The sequence below is a fragment of the Streptomyces sp. NPDC001922 genome (assembly GCF_042891165.1).
Classification (GTDB): Bacteria; Actinomycetota; Actinomycetes; order Streptomycetales; family Streptomycetaceae; genus Streptomyces.
In genome coordinates, this window is sequence record NZ_JBIASV010000002.1 from 418,746 (window position 1) to 434,049 (window position 15,304).

12 protein-coding genes and 1 pseudogene are annotated in these 15,304 nt (G+C 71.7%); 4 read left to right on the plus strand and 9 right to left on the minus strand.

Going from position 1 to position 15,304, the window contains the following annotated elements:
- Positions 1–8: 8 nt before the first annotated feature.
- Positions 9–812 carry a sirohydrochlorin chelatase gene (locus ACFYYR_RS05335; protein ID WP_388847112.1) on the plus strand — a complete coding sequence of 268 codons (804 nt, stop codon included), beginning with the start codon at positions 9–11 and terminating at the stop codon, positions 810–812.
- 168 nt (positions 813–980) lie between these two features.
- Here the strand turns inward: ACFYYR_RS05335 and ACFYYR_RS05340 are convergent, their stop codons facing one another.
- Positions 981–1,520 (minus strand): DUF1697 domain-containing protein, encoded by a 540-nt coding sequence (locus ACFYYR_RS05340; RefSeq protein WP_388847114.1) that lies wholly within the window; start codon positions 1,518–1,520, stop codon positions 981–983.
- A gap of 81 nt (positions 1,521–1,601) precedes the next feature.
- On the opposite strand from ACFYYR_RS05340, the gene ACFYYR_RS05345 reads away from it, so the two are divergent.
- Entirely contained in the window at positions 1,602–2,153 is a 552-nt protein-coding gene (locus ACFYYR_RS05345; protein WP_388847116.1) for a GNAT family N-acetyltransferase, read from the plus strand.
- 235 nt (positions 2,154–2,388) lie between these two features.
- Here ACFYYR_RS05345 and ACFYYR_RS05350 read toward each other — a convergent pair.
- Positions 2,389–3,177: pseudogene (locus ACFYYR_RS05350) on the minus strand (glycosyltransferase family 2 protein); the annotation flags it as partial.
- A 565-nt stretch (positions 3,178–3,742) separates the two neighbouring features.
- Here ACFYYR_RS05350 and ACFYYR_RS05355 point away from each other — a divergent pair.
- Positions 3,743–4,561 (plus strand): hypothetical protein, encoded by an 819-nt coding sequence (locus tag ACFYYR_RS05355; protein ID WP_388847118.1) that lies wholly within the window; start codon positions 3,743–3,745, stop codon positions 4,559–4,561.
- Positions 4,562–4,861: 300 nt separating this feature from the next.
- On the opposite strand, the gene ACFYYR_RS05360 is transcribed toward ACFYYR_RS05355, so the two are convergent.
- The 3 genes from ACFYYR_RS05360 to mgt all read right to left on the minus strand — a co-directional run bounded on the left by ACFYYR_RS05360 (position 4,862) and on the right by mgt (position 9,262).
- Positions 4,862–6,082 (minus strand): S8 family peptidase, encoded by a 1,221-nt coding sequence (locus ACFYYR_RS05360; RefSeq protein WP_388847120.1) that lies wholly within the window; start codon positions 6,080–6,082, stop codon positions 4,862–4,864.
- 429 nt (positions 6,083–6,511) lie between these two features.
- Positions 6,512–7,684, minus strand: coding sequence for a CDP-alcohol phosphatidyltransferase family protein (locus ACFYYR_RS05365; RefSeq protein ID WP_388847122.1), 1,173 nt, complete (start codon positions 7,682–7,684; stop codon positions 6,512–6,514).
- Between the two features lie 381 nt (positions 7,685–8,065).
- A complete protein-coding gene (gene mgt / locus ACFYYR_RS05370) occupies positions 8,066–9,262 on the minus strand; it encodes a macrolide-inactivating glycosyltransferase (protein WP_388847124.1) in 1,197 nt (398 codons plus the stop codon).
- Positions 9,263–9,534: 272 nt separating this feature from the next.
- On the opposite strand from mgt, the gene ACFYYR_RS05375 reads away from it, so the two are divergent.
- Complete coding sequence (locus tag ACFYYR_RS05375) at positions 9,535–10,440, plus strand: phosphotransferase enzyme family protein (RefSeq protein ID WP_388847126.1); 906 nt, start codon at positions 9,535–9,537, stop codon at positions 10,438–10,440.
- Between the two features lie 208 nt (positions 10,441–10,648).
- Here ACFYYR_RS05375 and ACFYYR_RS05380 read toward each other — a convergent pair whose 3' ends face one another.
- From ACFYYR_RS05380 to ACFYYR_RS05395, 4 genes are all read right to left on the minus strand, one after another.
- The gene (locus ACFYYR_RS05380) at positions 10,649–11,380 is read right to left on the minus strand and encodes a 3'-5' exonuclease (RefSeq protein WP_388847128.1); all 732 of its coding nucleotides are present in this window, start codon (positions 11,378–11,380) and stop codon (positions 10,649–10,651) included.
- A 256-nt stretch (positions 11,381–11,636) separates the two neighbouring features.
- The gene (locus tag ACFYYR_RS05385; protein ID WP_388847130.1) at positions 11,637–12,872 is read right to left on the minus strand and encodes an SAV2148 family HEPN domain-containing protein; all 1,236 of its coding nucleotides are present in this window, start codon (positions 12,870–12,872) and stop codon (positions 11,637–11,639) included.
- 99 nt (positions 12,873–12,971) lie between these two features.
- The gene (locus ACFYYR_RS05390; protein ID WP_388847132.1) at positions 12,972–14,288 is read right to left on the minus strand and encodes a copper amine oxidase; all 1,317 of its coding nucleotides are present in this window, start codon (positions 14,286–14,288) and stop codon (positions 12,972–12,974) included.
- Positions 14,289–14,348: 60 nt separating this feature from the next.
- Positions 14,349–15,179, minus strand: coding sequence for a Tat pathway signal sequence domain protein (locus ACFYYR_RS05395; RefSeq protein WP_388847134.1), 831 nt, complete (start codon positions 15,177–15,179; stop codon positions 14,349–14,351).
- Positions 15,180–15,304 lie beyond the last annotated feature (125 nt).

The window sequence follows — 15,304 nt, forward strand, 5'->3', positions numbered from 1 at the left end:
CCCCCGCCATGCACACCCCGCACCCCCTCCGCCCGGACCTGCGCCGCGTCCGCCCCACGGCCCCCGTGCTGCTGCTCGTGGCCCACGGCAGCCGCGACCCGCGGCACGCGGCGACCGTCACCGCACTCACCGAGCGGGTACGGTCGCTGCGGCCCGGGCTGCGCGTGGAGACCGGCTACCTGGACTTCTGCGCGCCGAGCGTGCCCCAGGTACTGCAGCGCCTCGCCGCCGAGGGCGTACGGGGCGTGGTCGCCCTGCCGCTGCTGCTCACCCGCGCCTTCCACGCGAAGTCCGACATCCCCTCCGTGCTGCACGAGATGTCGGGCCGGCTGCCGCACCTCTCCCTGCGACAGGCCGACGTGCTCGGCCCGTCCCCCCTCCTGACCGCCACCCTCGAACGGCGGCTGTACGAAGCCGGGGTGCGCCCCGGTGACCGGCGCTCGACCGGGGTCGTCCTGGCCTCGGCGGGCTCCTCCGACCCGGAGGCGATCGCAGTGATCGCTGAAATCGCGCGGGAGTGGCGGCACACCGGTTGGTGCGCCGTGCGGCCTGCGTTCGCCTCCGCATCTCTCCCCCGCACAGCGGACGCGGTCCGGCAGTTGCGCGCCGAGGGCGCGGAGCGGGTCGCCGTGGCCCCCTACGTCCTCGCCCCCGGCTTCCTGCTGGACCGGATCGTCACCGGCGCACGCGAAGCCGGGGCCGACTTCCTCGCCGAAGCCCTCGGCGACGCCCCGGACGTCGCGCGGCTGGTGCTCCAGCGGTACGAGGGGGCTTGCGGGGAGCGGGGGGTCGGGTTGCGGGCTTCGGCCTGACGAGGGCGGCGTCCCCGGGGGGCCCGCCCCCACCCCCTCCCCGCCCCTGCCCCTCGATCACATCGGTCACGTCGGTACGTCGGTCACGTCCCAGCGCTGCCGGCCGCGCCCTCGGTTCACGTCGGTCCGGCCCTCCACCGCCGGCCGCGTCTCACCCGCGGTCGGACATCAGCCCTCGCTCATCGCCAGCAGCTTGACGACCGTGTTCCAGTTCCGCGCGGTGGCCACGGCATCGCCGGTGGCCTTCCCGAGCACCGGCATGAGCTTGCTGGTGCCGAGACCCCCGGGACAGTGCACGAAGATCTCCCGCTCGCCCGGACGGAACTCGTCCGGGCGGTACTTCCCCGCATCGATCGTGCCCAGCCGCCCGAGGTCAGGAGGTGACGACAGGAAGATCACCACCAGCTTCGACGGTTCGAACGACGCGGCCGGGAACGGGTTCCGGCCGGCCGCCGCCCGCAGCTCCGCCGCGCTGAGCACGATGCACCGCACCTCGAAGCCGAACCGGTCCTCGATCGCCCGCTCCAACTCCTCCACCAGCAGCGCCGGATCCTGCTCGGCACTGGTGAACACCGCGTTGCCGCTCTGCAGATGCGTACGGACCGCCCCGTGCCCCAGGCCCGTCAGCAGCTCGCGGAGCGCCGCCATGGGCACCTTCTTGTGCCCGCCCACATTGATCCCGCGCAGCAATGCCACATAGCTCGTCACGGCGGCACCCTACCGAGAGGGACCGACAGTGCCCGGCAATCCGATGGCTTGTCCGGTGCTACGCGGCATAACCTCTCGGCCGTGACCCCGCCTCCGCTGCACACCGAACGCCTCCGGCTCACCTCGTACACCCCCGCTGACGAAGAGGACTTCGTCCGGCTCTTCCAGGACTCCCGGGTGTCCCGCTGGATGGGGGACGGCCCGTCGAGCGAAGCGGAGGACCGGGCTCTCTTCGGACGGATCTTCAGCAAGGTCTACGCCCAGCGGCTGTTCGACGTGTGGGCCGTCCGTCTGGCGGGAGCGGACGCGCCCGGCCGGTATGTCGGGCACGCCGAGATCAAACACACCGACACGGTCGACGGGTACGAGGTCGTCTACGCCCTGGCGGCCGAGGCCTGGGGTGGGGGCCTCGGCACCGAGGTGGCCGGGGCCCTCCTCGCCCATGGCTTCGGCACCCTGGGTCTGGCCGAGGTGCACGCCACCGTCGCCGCGCCGAACAGCGCCTCGCTGGCGCTGCTGGCACGCGTCGGCTTCGTCCCGGTGCGGGACATCGTGGAGGACGACGGCAGTACGACCCAGGTGCTCACCCTGCGGCGAGCGGCGTGGGGGCACGGCCCTTCTCGTAGACCGTGAGCCCCCGGGAGAGGCGGAGCGGGACCAGGACCAGCTCCACCCAGACGGCCTTCCACGCGTAGTACAGGTTGACCGCCTTCGCCGGGTAGACACAGGGGATGTTGAGCAGCACCCTGCGGACCGGGAGTTTCCGCCGCCTGGCCGCATAGACCAGGGGCGGCACGGTGAGGAGTATGTCGGCCCCGGCCCACCAGCCCAGTGCCGAGGGCAGCGTCTGATCCGTGGTCGCGGCGAGGATCACCGGAGTGGCCCACCACAGCGGCGCGGTGAGAATCTCGACCATCGCCAGCAGGATCCACACGGCGAGCAGCGGCTTGCGGAGGATCAGCCGGCCCAGGTGCAGCCGGACGTTCTGGCAGAAGCCGGCCATCCACCGCCAGACCTGCTTCCGCAGATACGTCAGGGTCTCCGGGTCGGCCGCCCACGCCTCGGCGTCCGCGACGTAGACGGCCCGGCGGCCCGCGATCTGCTGAGACCAGGTGTAGTCCATGTCCTCGACGATGGTCCGCTCGGGGAAGCCACCGAAGCCCGCCAGGACGCCACGGCGGAAGACGGAGCAGCAACCGGAGCAGACGACGGGGCTGTTGGCGCCGTTCTGGATGGGCCGGTGCCAGTGGAATCCGAAGAGGTACTCGACGGACCGGCCGCGCTCCCACACCGTGCGGGTGTGCCGGGTCTGCACGTTGCCGGCGGCGACCACCACTGCGGGGTCGTCGAAGGCGGGGGTGATGCGCTCGATGTAGTCGGGCGCGAGGACGGTGTCGGCGTCGACCGCGAGGACCAGCTCGGTCGAGCAGTGGGGCAGGGCGAAGTTCTGTGCCTTCGCCTTGCTGCCCAGGTTGTGCGGTGGTGTCAGGACCGTGGCGCCGAAGGACCGTGCCACGTCGCCGGTGCGGTCGGCCGAGCCGTCGTCGACCACGATGACTGCGTCGGGCGGCACGGTTTGCCGGAAGACGGATTCCAGCGTGGCCGGGAGGCCTTCCTCCTCGTTGTGTGCCGGGACGATGACCGTAAGGCTGCGCATGATTCGCTCCCCCGCTTCGTTCCGCGTCGCAGGACTCCGCGTCCCATGACGGTGATCAGCGCGACGACGCCGTAGACGATGGTGCTCAGGCCGATGAACGGCAGGCCCCCGTGCATCTCGTGCTCCTTCGAGTCCGGTGGTTGTGGCGTCTGTTGGTCACTGACGGTAGCCGGGTCTCGGGCTTCGCGCCGATGGCCGCCGTTGCCTGTGGAAAACTCCGCCGCAGGGACCGCGACCGGGCGCGTAAGCGCAGGTGGGAGCGGTGTTCCGGGTGGCGTGCGGTGCACCGGGGAGGGCGAAGGGGGCACGTCGGTCTCTGTGCACGGTACGGCCCGCAGAAACCGGTATCGGCCGGTGACGACCCGCAGGAGCGCGCGGATCCGAGCGGATCGAACAGGTTCACCGACGGGCGGGACGGTGTCTCCTGGATTCCGGCAACTCCCGCCCGCTCCGGGGCACTTGCGGAAGGCCCCACTGTCAGACCCGGGACCTAGGCTGTTGGGGACTCCAGTGGGGCGCGCTGACGTGCGCGGCCGAGTGTCCGACGATCGCACGGGAGGGGATTGTGGCCAAGGAACGGGACTTCGGTCCGCACCAGTTGGCTGACTGGCTCGGGCTCGAACCGAAGCAATTCCGACGCGCCCAGGCCCGGGGGCTCATTCCGCCGCCGGACATCGACGACGAGCGGTGGTCGCTGGTGCTGGCCAAGACGCTGCCGGACCGCCTCGAGGGCATCAGGGATGCCCTGGGGACCGGACACGCCACCGCAGCGGCGCCGCCGCCCGACAGCTCGTCGTCCACCGGCGGGACCGGAGGTGGCAAGGCCGCCCGAGGACGGGACTTCGGCCCCGTTCAACTGGCGCAGTGGCTGGGGCTGAAGAGCTGGCAGGTCCCCCGGGCGGTGCAGCACGGCGTGATTCCGCCCCCGGATGTGAATGCCAAGCGCTGGTCGTACGGGGTGGCGAAAACGCTGCCCGATCGCGTCGAAGAGATCAGGGCCGCCGTGGGCGACCACCCCGGGCTCGGATCGATCAAGGCGGCAGAGCATCTGTCCTTACGCCTTCAGCGGGAAGTCGAGCGTGTCGACGTGCAGACCCTCGCCGATCAGGGCCTGTTGCGGCCGCAGGGCGAATTCAGGGGACACCCCATGTTCGCCGTGGACGACCTCGACGAGCTCCCGGAGGAGCACGTCGAGGCCACGGTCCGCGACCGCCATGCCTGGATCGAGTCGAGCTGGTCGGCCAAGGAAGCGGCGGAATCCCTGGGCTGGCCCGTCGGGAAGTTCGAGGTGACCGCAGAACGTCGCGGGGTGCGGCCCGGACTGCTGGGACGCTTCGCCCGGGCGGACGTGGAGGCTCTGCGTGACCAGCGGGAAACGGTCTAGGTCCATGCAGTTGGGCCGGTCCCACGCCTCCCGCCCGGAGTGATCCACGGCTGGGGACGATCCGGCGGCTGGTCGCCGCGGATGAGAAGCGCGGGCCGCTCGTGGCAGAAGCAGGCTCGGACTTCTCATCGGGCGGCCCAACGGACGGAGCCACGGCTCCGGCCCGGCCGACAGGGACCATGAGGTCCCGGTCTCGGCGCGGGCCCAATGCTCCTGAGCAGCACGCCGGAGGCGCAAGGAGGCCGCCGCGCTCCGTGGGGGAGAGCGCGGCGGCCGTCTGCTACTGGGGTGTGCGAAGGGTTACTTCGTGACCTTCAGCAGCTTGTTCGGGGTGCCCTCGCTGGGGTTGCTGATCTTGTCAGGGGTGGCACCGTCGGTGAGGGCCTTCGAGACCTGCTCCGGGGTGGCGTCCTTGTGGGAGCCGAGGTAGACCGCGGCGGCACCCACGACGTGCGGGGTGGCCATCGAGGTGCCGGAGATGGTCTTGGTGCCGGTGTCGCTGTCGTTCCAGTCGGAGGTGATGTCCGAGCCGGGGGCGTACAGGTCGACGACCTTGCCGAAGTTGGAGAAGTCGGACTGCTCGTCCTTCTCGGTGCTGGAGGCGACGGTGACCGCTTCCTTCACCCGCGCCGGGGAGCTCTGGCCGGCGTCGGAGGACTCGTTGCCCGCGGCCACGACGAAGGTGACGCCGGCGGCGACGGCCTTCTTGACGGCCGCGTCGAGGGCCTCGTCGACGGTGCCGCCGAGGCTCATGTTGGCGACCGACGGGCCCTGGTGGTTCTTGGTGACCCAGTCGATGCCGGCGACGACCTGCTCGGTCGAGCCGGAGCCCTCGTCGTCCAGCACGCGGACGGCCACGATCTTGGCCTTCTTCGCGACACCGTGCTTGGCGCCGGCGATGGTGCCGGCGACGTGGGTGCCGTGGCCGTTGCCGTCGTCGGCGTCCTTGTCGTTGTCGATGGCGTCGAAGCCGGAGGTGGCGCGGCCGTCGAAGTCCTTGTGCGTGGTGCGGACACCGGTGTCGATGACGTACGCGGTGGCGCCCTCACCGGCGCCCTCCGGGTAGGCGTACTTCTTGTCGCCCTTGGTCTCTTCCTGGTCGATCCGGTCCAGGCCCCAGGACGGGGGGTTCTCCTGGGTGGCGTTGATGTGGAACTTCTTGTTCTGCACCACCTTGCCGACGGACGGGTCCGCGGCGAGCTTCTTGGCCTCGGCCTCGGTGAGACCGTTGGCCGAGAAGCCGTTGACGGCGGAGGAGTAGTTCCGCTTGAGCTTGCCGCCGTACTCCTTGGCCAGGTCGGACTTGGCGTCCTTCGCGGCCATGGTCTTGGCGCTGTCGTCCATCAGGACGATGTAGCTGCCGCTCACGGCGTTCTCGGCGTTGGCGCCGTAGATCTTGCCCGTGGGGGTGGTGCTCGCGCCGGCGGGAAGGGTCAGCAGCGTGCCGCCCGCGGCCACGGCCACGGTGGCGGATATCGCCACGGTCAACCGACGCTTGCTGTAACGCTTGTGTGAAGCCATGAAGAGAGGTCTCCTCGATTGCTGTGGGGGGTTGAAGCGTTGTTGCAATCGCCCCGGCCCGCAGGAAGATCTGCGTCCGGGTGATTCGAAACCCTGGCCGATTGACGCGCTCAATTCAATGACAACGGTGTGACATCCGGCAGGTGTGACGGAGACAACAGGTTTACGGAAATCCAAACCGCACCAAACTGGACCCAGTTGAGGCCCCCCGCCTCAACTCCTTTTACCTGCGGGCGATCCGGCCGTTCCCCGGGAGGGGATTTGCTACCCGCGGTACGGATATCCCGGACATGGCGCGACCCCCGGGCCGTGAGCCAGGGGGTCGCGCACCACGGTTCGCAAAGGCGGGAACAAAGGGCCCGAGGGTCATGGAGCAGCATCATCGACAGAGTGTCGCGAATGGCGAACGCCGCGTGAACGGCTCCGCGGTCAGGCGGTCTTCTCGAAGGACGCCATGGTGCGCGTGAAGTCGCGCGTGGACAGCAACAGTTTGTAGATGATGGCCAGTTCGAAGACCAGCAACAGCACACCGGCGCCGACGGTGACCGGAGCGACCGCGTCCACCAGGGGAGCGACGATGAATACCGCCATCTGGAATTCGATACCGCTGACCAGGTGCGTACGGATGCGATGACGCAGCAGGAAGGACCGGAAGCGGATGTACCAGGGGAAGCGGTGCCGGAATTCCTGGTGCAGATCGACGACCTGCGGGCGACGCTTCAACGGCACGACCTCGCCCGGGTGCACGCCCTCGGCCAAGGGCTCGACGGCGACCGCCTCCGGAAGGTCTCCGGCGTCGGCGCCGGCCTCGGCCCGGGACACCGCCGGTGTGAGCGGCAGCGGCACGGCGACGGCACCGGGCCGGGCCCCGACCCCGGCCTGCGGGAACGTCGCGGCCACCGCCCGGCCGTCCTGGAACGCCCCGGCGGCCGCATCGTCGAAAGCGAGTCCGTCCCCGACCGGCACCCCGGTGGCGGCCAGGTCGGCCGGTACGGCGCCGTGTTCGGCGTCCGCCTCCGGATTGTCCCGCAGCAGATCCTCCATGAAGGCGAGCTCCCGGGCGTTCTCGGCCCGGCGGGCCGCCCGCACGCGCGCCTTGATCTGCTTCCGCATCCCATGGCGGATCTTGAAGATCTGCAAGGCGTCGATGTACCGGAGCATGTCGAGGAAGACGACGGCGAGGGCCAGCCAGAGGTACAGCACGTCACCGGTGCGGTGGTACTGACCGCCCATCAGGGCGACCGCGCAGGCCAGCACCCGCACCCGGTCGAAGACGTAGTCCAGCCAGGCACCGAAGACCGAGCCCGTCCCGGTCAGCCGGGCGAGCTTCCCGTCCATGCAGTCCAGGATGAAGCTCACGTGGTAGAGCGCCGCGCCGGCCAGCAGCCAGCCCCAGCTGCCGGCCGCGAAGCAGCCCGCGGCGCCGAGGCCGAGCAGGAGAGCGAACCAGGTGATCTGGTTGGGGGTGATCCGGGTCCACCTCGCCGTCCAGCGGACGAGCGGGGTGGCGACCGGGTCCACCAGCAGCACGGTCCACCACGCGTCGCGCTTCTTCTCGGTGGTGCGGCGCACCTCGGCGAGGGGCGGTATCTCTCGGGGCATGGTCAACTTCCTGGCGGCAGGTATCTGTTCACCCGACGTTAGAAAGTCGGTCATTGAAAGGACAAGATGTGCTAAGTACAACCTTTCCGTGGGGGTAACGGTCTCCTCTTCTGCTCGGGTCGACGGCCTTTTCAGGCTCCGTGGCGAGCACCGGTTCGGGCTCCCGTGCGGAGCGCCGGCCCCCGCGCCGTACCCGGAAGTCCGGGGACGGCCGGGAGCTCCGGGCCGGCCGGGCGTGCACCGGGCCGGTGCGGCCGTCCACTCAGGCCTGCCGACCGGCCTCCCGGGCCGGGGTACGGCGCCCGGCCCGGGAGATGACGGGGGCCCGAAGTCGCCCCCGACGCCGCCTCCTCCGACGACACTTCCGACCGGCCCGCCCGGTCAGTCCCTCAGTTCCGCCTCGATCAGGTCGGCGGCCCGGCGGGTGCCGCCCTCGGCGGCCATTTCCTGCTGGATCCTCCGGGACCGGGCGACCACCTCGGGGTCGTCGACGAGGGCCAGCACCGCCTCGCGCAGGGCTTCCGCCGTGGCCTCCTCCTTGGGGAGGTGCCGGGCCACACCCAGGGACTGCAGGGTGTCGGCGTTGCCGAACTGGTCGGCGGCCTGCGGAACGGCCACCATCGGCACCCCGCAGGAGAGCCCTTCCTGGCTGCCGCCCATGCCGGCGTGGGTGATGAAGGCGTCCGCCTGCTCGAGCACGGCCAGTTGCGGCACCCAGCGGTGCACCTCGATGTTGGCGGGGACGTCCCCGAGTTCCGCCGGGTCGACGTGCTTGCCGATCTGCAGGACGACGTGCCAGCCGTCGAGGCCGCCGAACGCCGTGACGCACTCGCGGTAGAAGGCGGGCTCGTTGGTGAACATCGAACCGAGGGAGACCAGCAGGACCTTCGCCGCGCCGGCCGGACGCCGCCAGTCCCCCCGGTCGGACCGGTCGCCCCGGCACGGGCCGACGAAGGTGACGGTGGAGGTGTCGACCCGCTCGGCGTTCGCCTGCATGGCCCGGGGGATCAGCGCGATGCAACGGTCCGGGCGGCCCCCGAAGGTGTCCGGGTCGAGCGGAACGCCCTCGGCGGAGAGCCAGTCCGAGAAGCGCTGGTAGAAGGCCTTGCCCCGCGGGGATTCCCGCATCGGGGCGAAGATCTCCCGCACATCGTCCTCGTACCCCTCCCAGGCGACCATGGCGGGCGAGAGCTGCACGATCGGCACGCCCCACTGATGGGCGAGCACCCGCGCCGGGTAGGAGGCGATGTCGTAGAGCACCAGGTCGGGTTCGTCACCCCGGTAGGCGTCGGCGAGCTGCGGGAGTGCCTGGATGGCATCGGTGAGGAAGGGCTCGACGTTGTCGATCAGTTCGGTCCCCCACGCCTCCGGTTCGTCGTCGGTGGGGAGCACGGAGGTGTAGATCCGCGGTTCGGCGCCGGTCGCGGCGACGGTGTCCGCGGAGGACTCCGGAATGGCGTAGGTGACGCGGTGGCCGCGGGCGACGAGCTCCCGGACGACCTCCAGGCTCGGGTTGACGTGCCCGTGGGCGGCGATGCTGAACATCGCGATGTGAGCGGGCTTACCGGCGCGCTGCATGGGCGCACCCTCCTTGATTCCCGTCGTGCGGCCGGGCCGCACGTGCTGGTGAGCTGGACGCGAGGTTCGAGGAGCCGTCACTCGTAGATCTGGAAGGGCATGCCGGGACAGTAGGCGAGACGAAACGTATCGTGCAACTTGTTTTCCGGCGGGCGCCGCCGGTGGGCGAGGCAGCGCCACCGACGACTGGGAGACTGGAGGCCGCTACAGCCCCCACGGACCGGGGCGGGTGCACGGACACGACAGCGGGCAGCGGGCAGTGGAGGCGGCGCATGGCACGGGCGGGATCGGTCCCCTTCACCGAGGAGCGGGCCCGGCAGGTACTCGCGCACGCCGGACACCGTGCCGCCGAGGCGGAGTTGCTCGCCCTCGGCGAGAACGCCGTCTTCGCGCTGGGCTCCGACGGGCCGGTGGTGCGCGTGGGCCGCAGCGCCGAGCTGCTGGACCGGATGCGCCACGAGGTGCGGACCGCGGTCTGGCTGGCGGAGCAGGGCGTGCCGGCCGTACGGCCCGCCGACGTCCCGGGGGCCGGCGAACCGGGCGGGGCGCGGCTGGTGGACGGGCATCCGGTGACGGAGTGGCTGCGTCTGCCGCCGGCCGTCCGGCCGGCCGGCGCCGGTGATCTGGCGATCCTGCTGCGGAGCGTGCACCGGCTGCCCGCGCCGCCGCATCCCCTGCCCCGGCGCGATCTGCTGGGCGGTGTGGAGCGCTGGCTCCGGCTCGCCGGGGACGCGATCGACCCGGCCGACGCGGCGTACCTGCGCGAGCGGCGCGACCGGTTCGCCGCGGCCGCCGGGACGTTGACGCCCCGGCTGGCGCCGGGCCCGATCCACGGCGACGCGCTCCCCCGCAATGTGCACGTCGGCCCCGACGGGCCGGTCCTGGTCGACCTGGAGACCTTCGCCGACGATCTGCGGGAGCACGATCTCGTGGTCATGGCACTGGCCCGGGACCGCTACGGCCTGCCGCCCGAGGAGTACGACCGCTTCACGGCGGAGTACGGCTGGGACGTACGGGAGTGGGAGGGCTGCGCGACCCTCCGCGGCGCGCGGGAGACGGCCGGCTGCGCCTGGGTGGCCCAGCACGCCCCCGGGAACCCGGCCGCCCGCGCCGAGTTCCGCCGCCGGGTCGAATCGCTGCGCACCGGGAACACCGCGGTCCGCTGGCACCCCTTCTGACCCGGGCCGATGCCGGAGGCGAGGCGCCACCCCGGCCCACCGCACCGGCACAGACCCCCGCAGCGACCCCCGCACCGACACCGACACCGGCACCGGCACCGGCACCGGCACCGGCACCGACGAGGAACGCTCCAGGGTGTCGACCCGGTAGGCGGCCGGCACCCCGCGACGGCGTCACCCCGGCCCGGAGGCCGTCCGGAACCCGGAGTTACGCGGAGCCCGGGGACGTCCGCTGGGCCGGGATCAGCGGCCAGGCCGGTTCCACGTAGGCCTGGGGGTTCGAGGTCCGGCGCAGATACTGCTGGAAGGACTTCGCCTGCTCCGCCGCCGCGCGTATCTGGAGGTCGTGCAGCGCCGCGAGATCGATCGAGCCCAGCGCCGTGTGCTTCTGCCCTATGCGCAGGGCCACTTCGGCCGCGGCGAGGGCGTCGGCACCGGCGTCGTGGGCGCTGTCCAGCCGCACCCCGTAATGCGCGCAGAGCGCTTCCAGGGTGCGCTTGCCCTTGCGGTACCGGTCGGCGTGCTTGTCCAGGACGAGCGGGTCGACGACCGGGCCGGGCGCCCGGCCCAGGCGGGCGGACAGCGGCGCGATGCCGTGCCGCAGGCACTCCCGGTCCAGCAGCGACAGGTCGTACCGGGCGTTCATCACCACCAGCGGACGCCCGGCGCGCAGCACGTCGGCCACGGCCTCGGCGATCGCGCCGACGCCCTCCCCGGCCGGGGTGCCCCGCTCGCGCGCCTGCTCGGTGGATATGCCGTGGATCGCGGTGGCGTCCTCCGGAATGGGCACGCCCGGGTCGAGCAGCCAGGTCCGGCGCTCCGCCGGGGCGCCGTCCGGTCCGATGCCGACGAGTGCGGCCGTCACGATCCGGTCGTGCTCGATGTCCGTGCCGGTGGTCTCCAGATCGAAACCCGTCAACGGCTCACGGTGCCAGCCCATGGGCGCGGCCCCCCTCTTCTGCGGTGCTGTGGTGCATCCCCCTTGACGGCCTTCACCCTCCCACGGGCCACTGACAAGCAGTGCGCCACGGGGAAGGACCTCGGCACCCGGGGCCCACAGGAGCGACCGTTCCCGTCCGGTGGCTCCCCGTCCGGTGGCTACCTGCCCCGTCCTGTCCGGCCGCTCTCGTCTCATCGCCCCCGCCCGGCCGTTGCACCCGGCCGCCCCCTCACCGAACCGGCCGACCGGCCGGCCATCAGGACACAGGACGCGAATCGGTCCAGACGCTCTCGAACTCCTCCCGGTAGGTCTGGAAGAGTCCGTTGTCCGCCTCCGCGCCGCGGTCGGGGACCACGTCGCGCCGTCCGCCGCGCAGCACCAGCACCGGGCCCTCCATGCCCCGCGCCCTCCGCAGATAGGACTGGACGACGGCCAGGCCGTCGGAGCCGTCCCCGTTGACGAGGTAGGCGGTGAAGCGGGGCGTCTCGTCGAAGACGCGGATCTCGAAGCCGCCGGTGTCCCGCAGCCGGGCCCGCACCCGGCGCATGTGCATGATGTTCGTCTCCACCGAGCGGCTGAGCTCGCCCTTCTTCAGGCCGAGTTCGCGCTCCCGGCGGCGCACCGCGCTGCTCGCCGGGTTGAGGAAGAGCAGCCGGGTCCGGCAGCCCGCCTCGGCGAGCCGGACCATCCGGCGGCCGGAGTAGTTCTGCACGAGCAGGTTCAGGCCTATGCCGATGGCGTCGAGGCGGCGGGCGCCCCCGAAGAGGTCCTCCACGGGCAGCTGCCGCTGCAGCCGCACCCGGTCGGTGTGGACGCCGACGACGTCCGCGTACCGGTCGCCGACGAGGTCCTCCACGGCGTCCACGGGGAGCCGGTCGGCCGACGGGGTGCCCGCGCCGCCGCCGAGGATCTCCAGCAGCCGGGCGGCGGCCCGCTCGGCCTGGGCGAGCACAGTGACGGAGAGCGCCCGGTTGCGGGAGACGACGTTGCGGGCCACCTCCAGCTCGTCGAGGGCGAGTTCGAGGTCGCGGCGGTCGTCGAGGTAGGGCTCGAAGCACGGCCAGTGCTGCACCATCAGCTCGCGCAGCTGGGGCAGGGTCAGGAAGCTGAGAACGTTGTCGTCGGCGGGGTCGAGGAGGTAACCCTTGCGCCGGCTCACCTCGCGTACGGCGACGGCGCGCTGCACCCATTCGTGTCCGGCCGGGCCGGCCGCGGCGACCACCCATTCGTCGCCGTGGACCGGTTCGTAGACGGGCCGCAGCACCGCGGCGACGACGGCGCGCAGCCGCTGTTCCACGAGGTTCAGCCAGATGTAGGCCCGGCCGGCGCGCCGGGCCCGGGTCCGTACTTCGGTCCAGGCGTCGGCGCCCCAGTCCAGCTCCGCTCCGATCTCCATCGGCCGTGCCAGGGACACCGCTCCCGGTGGGACGTCGGCGGCACCTCCCTGCTGACCACCGTCACCAGGGGGCAGCTCAAGCCCGCCCGAGCTCACCAGTGCACCGCCTTCCGCCCCCGTTCCACGATCAAGGAAGGGTACTGCCTGGGCGGAGGGCGGTGCACCCTCATCCGTTGACTGCTGTACCAACTCCCCTTACGGGAAGACCGGTTGGCCGTTCTGTGCCGCGAGGTCGGCCGGGGTCAGCGGATTCATGGCGGTCACGTCGCGCGGGGCGAGCTGGAAGCCCTGCCAGTGGACGGGCATCGGGGTCTGGTCCTCGTCCCGGGCCACATGGTGGAAGCCGACGTTCACCCAGGTGACCGGGTGCTTGAGCCGCTGGCCGTTGACCCACTTGTCGACGCTGGTGCCGCCGCAGTTGCGGTTGTGGCTGGCGAACTGCTGGCAGGCGTCGTACTCGGTGAAGTAGACGTCCCTACGGGTGTAGGGGCGGCCGGGGTACTTGTTGGTGTGCCCGGGGACGATCTCGTAGGACCGGGCGTGGCCGTCCTGGTTCTTGCCCCGGGTGCTCACCACGCGCCACCAGCGCTGGGCCGCGTTGTTCCCGGCCAGTTCCCTGGTGACGTCGGTGCGCCGGGTCTTGGTGGTCGGGGTGCGGCGGCCGCGCTCGGTGGTCGTCGCGTCGAACTGCTGGACCTTGGAGGGCGCGCCGTCGAGGCCGAAGTTCAGCCGCCAGAAGATGTTGTGGCTGTGGCTGGTGGCGTAGGCCTTGGCGCCCCGGCCCACCGGCCAGCCGCGGCCGTCCCCGGCGTCGTAGTCGAACGGGGAGAGGTTGCCGGTGGCGCCGACCTGGGTCGATATCGTGCCGTCGTCGGAGAACCGCCACTCGGTGATGTACTCGTACCAGCCGACCTTGTTCACGCCGTAGACGAGCAGGTCCTTGCCCTGTGCGGACCAGACCTTGGTGCCCTCGTCGGCGGCGGCGCGGTAGGCGTGGCCGCGGGCGCGGGTGGTGGTGCACAGGCCGTTGACGGCCGCGGCGTGCGGGAGCTTGACCTTCTTCAGGGTGCCGCCGGGGCACTCCTGCGGGGAGAGGTTCTGGACGCCCTCGCCGAAGCCGTAGCTGGTCAGGTCGTCGAACTCGTTCTTGCCGTCGTCGTAGGGGACGTGGATCTGGCCCAGCTTGGCGGTGGTGAGGACCTGGATGGGCCGGGCCTCGCCCTTGGGCTGGTAGGTGACCTTGTCCAGGACCAGGCCGGCCTTGGACTCGTAGTGCCAGCACATCCGCCAGGTGGTGCCGCCGGCGAGCTTCTGCTCGATCCGGGAGGCGGCGCTGCAGTCCGCGGCGGGTGCGGGGGCCTGCGGTGCGGCCTGGGCGGTGCCGGCCGGGCCGGCCGCGGCCAGCGCCCCGCCGAGCAGTGCCGCCAGGCCGACGGCCGCCGTGCCGCTCAGACGGCCGCGGCCCCTTCTGCGGGCAGCTCTCCGCCCGCCGGTGTTCATGCCTTCGCGCATGACAGGTGACTCCGTTGTCTCGTCCGGACGTGCCGTCCGGAGGTCCGGGGATCCGGACGGCTAGCGGATGCGGCCCACGGTGCGGGCGCTGAGGTCGATGACCAGGTGGCGGGTGTCGATCCAGGGCCCGTTGCGCACCTTGGTGAACAGCCGCATGCAGCGGTGCTCGCCGCACTTCCGCAGCGCGGCGGGGCCGTCGTTCTCCTCGTCGACCCGGTAGATCATGCCGGTGGTCTGGAGCTGCTCCGCGTCGGAGAGGGCCTTTCCGGTGGCGTCCTTGTAGTCCTTCTTCAGGCCGGCGCTCAGCGGGCTCTTCAGGAGGACGGAGGCGGCTTCGGCGGCCTCGGCCCGGGTCGCCGGGGGCTGTTCGCCGTGCCGGGTGTCGGTGTCCTCGACCTTGCCCGAGGTGAGGTTGACGGTCTTGAGGACGAGCGTGTCGTCCCGGTAGTCGTAGTACGAGACCTCGGCGCGGCGCGGCGGTGCGGCGGCGCCCGCCTCCGAGGGCCGCAGCTCGGCGAGGTCGGTGCTGAGCCACTGCGGCCCGGTGTCGCCGTCGGCCTTCTTGCTGCTCGAACGCAGGCCCCGGTCGAGGGCGAGGCGTTCGACGCGTTCCAGCTCGTCGTCGGTGAGCGCGTCCCGGCCGGTGCCCTGCTCCCCCGTCGGGGCCCGTTCCTCGACGACGCCGGGCTCCACGCGGCTCTCCGCCTGCCCGCCCTGCTGTCCCTGTTCGGCGAGCGAGCCCCGGCCGTCCGCGGCGGGTTCCGCCCGCAGACCCCCCGGTTCGCCCGCGGCTCCGGCCTCCCTCGGCAGCGTCACCCCGATCATCACCGCGGTGCCGGTCACCGCAATGGCCGCCCCCGCCACCACCTTGCCCAGGTGGCGACGCATCATGATGCGCACATGACCCCCCTGTCCCCTATCTCCCCAGATAGCTGCATACAACGATGCATCGGTCACCCAAGAGGACGAGTGGTTGTCGTAGGAGGTTGCCCGGCTTTCCAGGAAGATCTGACGAA

Excerpts from the sequence above, each read along its gene's own strand:
- ACFYYR_RS05375 (WP_388847126.1), top strand. The coding sequence starts at position 9,535 with ATGGCACGGGCGGGATCGGTCCCCTTCACCGAGGAGCGGGCCCGGCAG.
- ACFYYR_RS05360 (WP_388847120.1), bottom strand. The coding sequence starts at position 6,082 with ATGGCTTCACACAAGCGTTACAGCAAGCGTCGGTTGACCGTGGCGATA.
- ACFYYR_RS05335 (WP_388847112.1), top strand. The coding sequence starts at position 9 with ATGCACACCCCGCACCCCCTCCGCCCGGACCTGCGCCGCGTCCGCCCC.
- ACFYYR_RS05380 (WP_388847128.1), bottom strand. The coding sequence starts at position 11,380 with ATGGGCTGGCACCGTGAGCCGTTGACGGGTTTCGATCTGGAGACCACC.
- ACFYYR_RS05395 (WP_388847134.1), bottom strand. The coding sequence starts at position 15,179 with ATGATGCGTCGCCACCTGGGCAAGGTGGTGGCGGGGGCGGCCATTGCG.
- ACFYYR_RS05390 (WP_388847132.1), bottom strand. The coding sequence starts at position 14,288 with ATGCGCGAAGGCATGAACACCGGCGGGCGGAGAGCTGCCCGCAGAAGG.
- mgt (WP_388847124.1), bottom strand. The coding sequence starts at position 9,262 with ATGCAGCGCGCCGGTAAGCCCGCTCACATCGCGATGTTCAGCATCGCC.
- ACFYYR_RS05365 (WP_388847122.1), bottom strand. The coding sequence starts at position 7,684 with ATGCCCCGAGAGATACCGCCCCTCGCCGAGGTGCGCCGCACCACCGAG.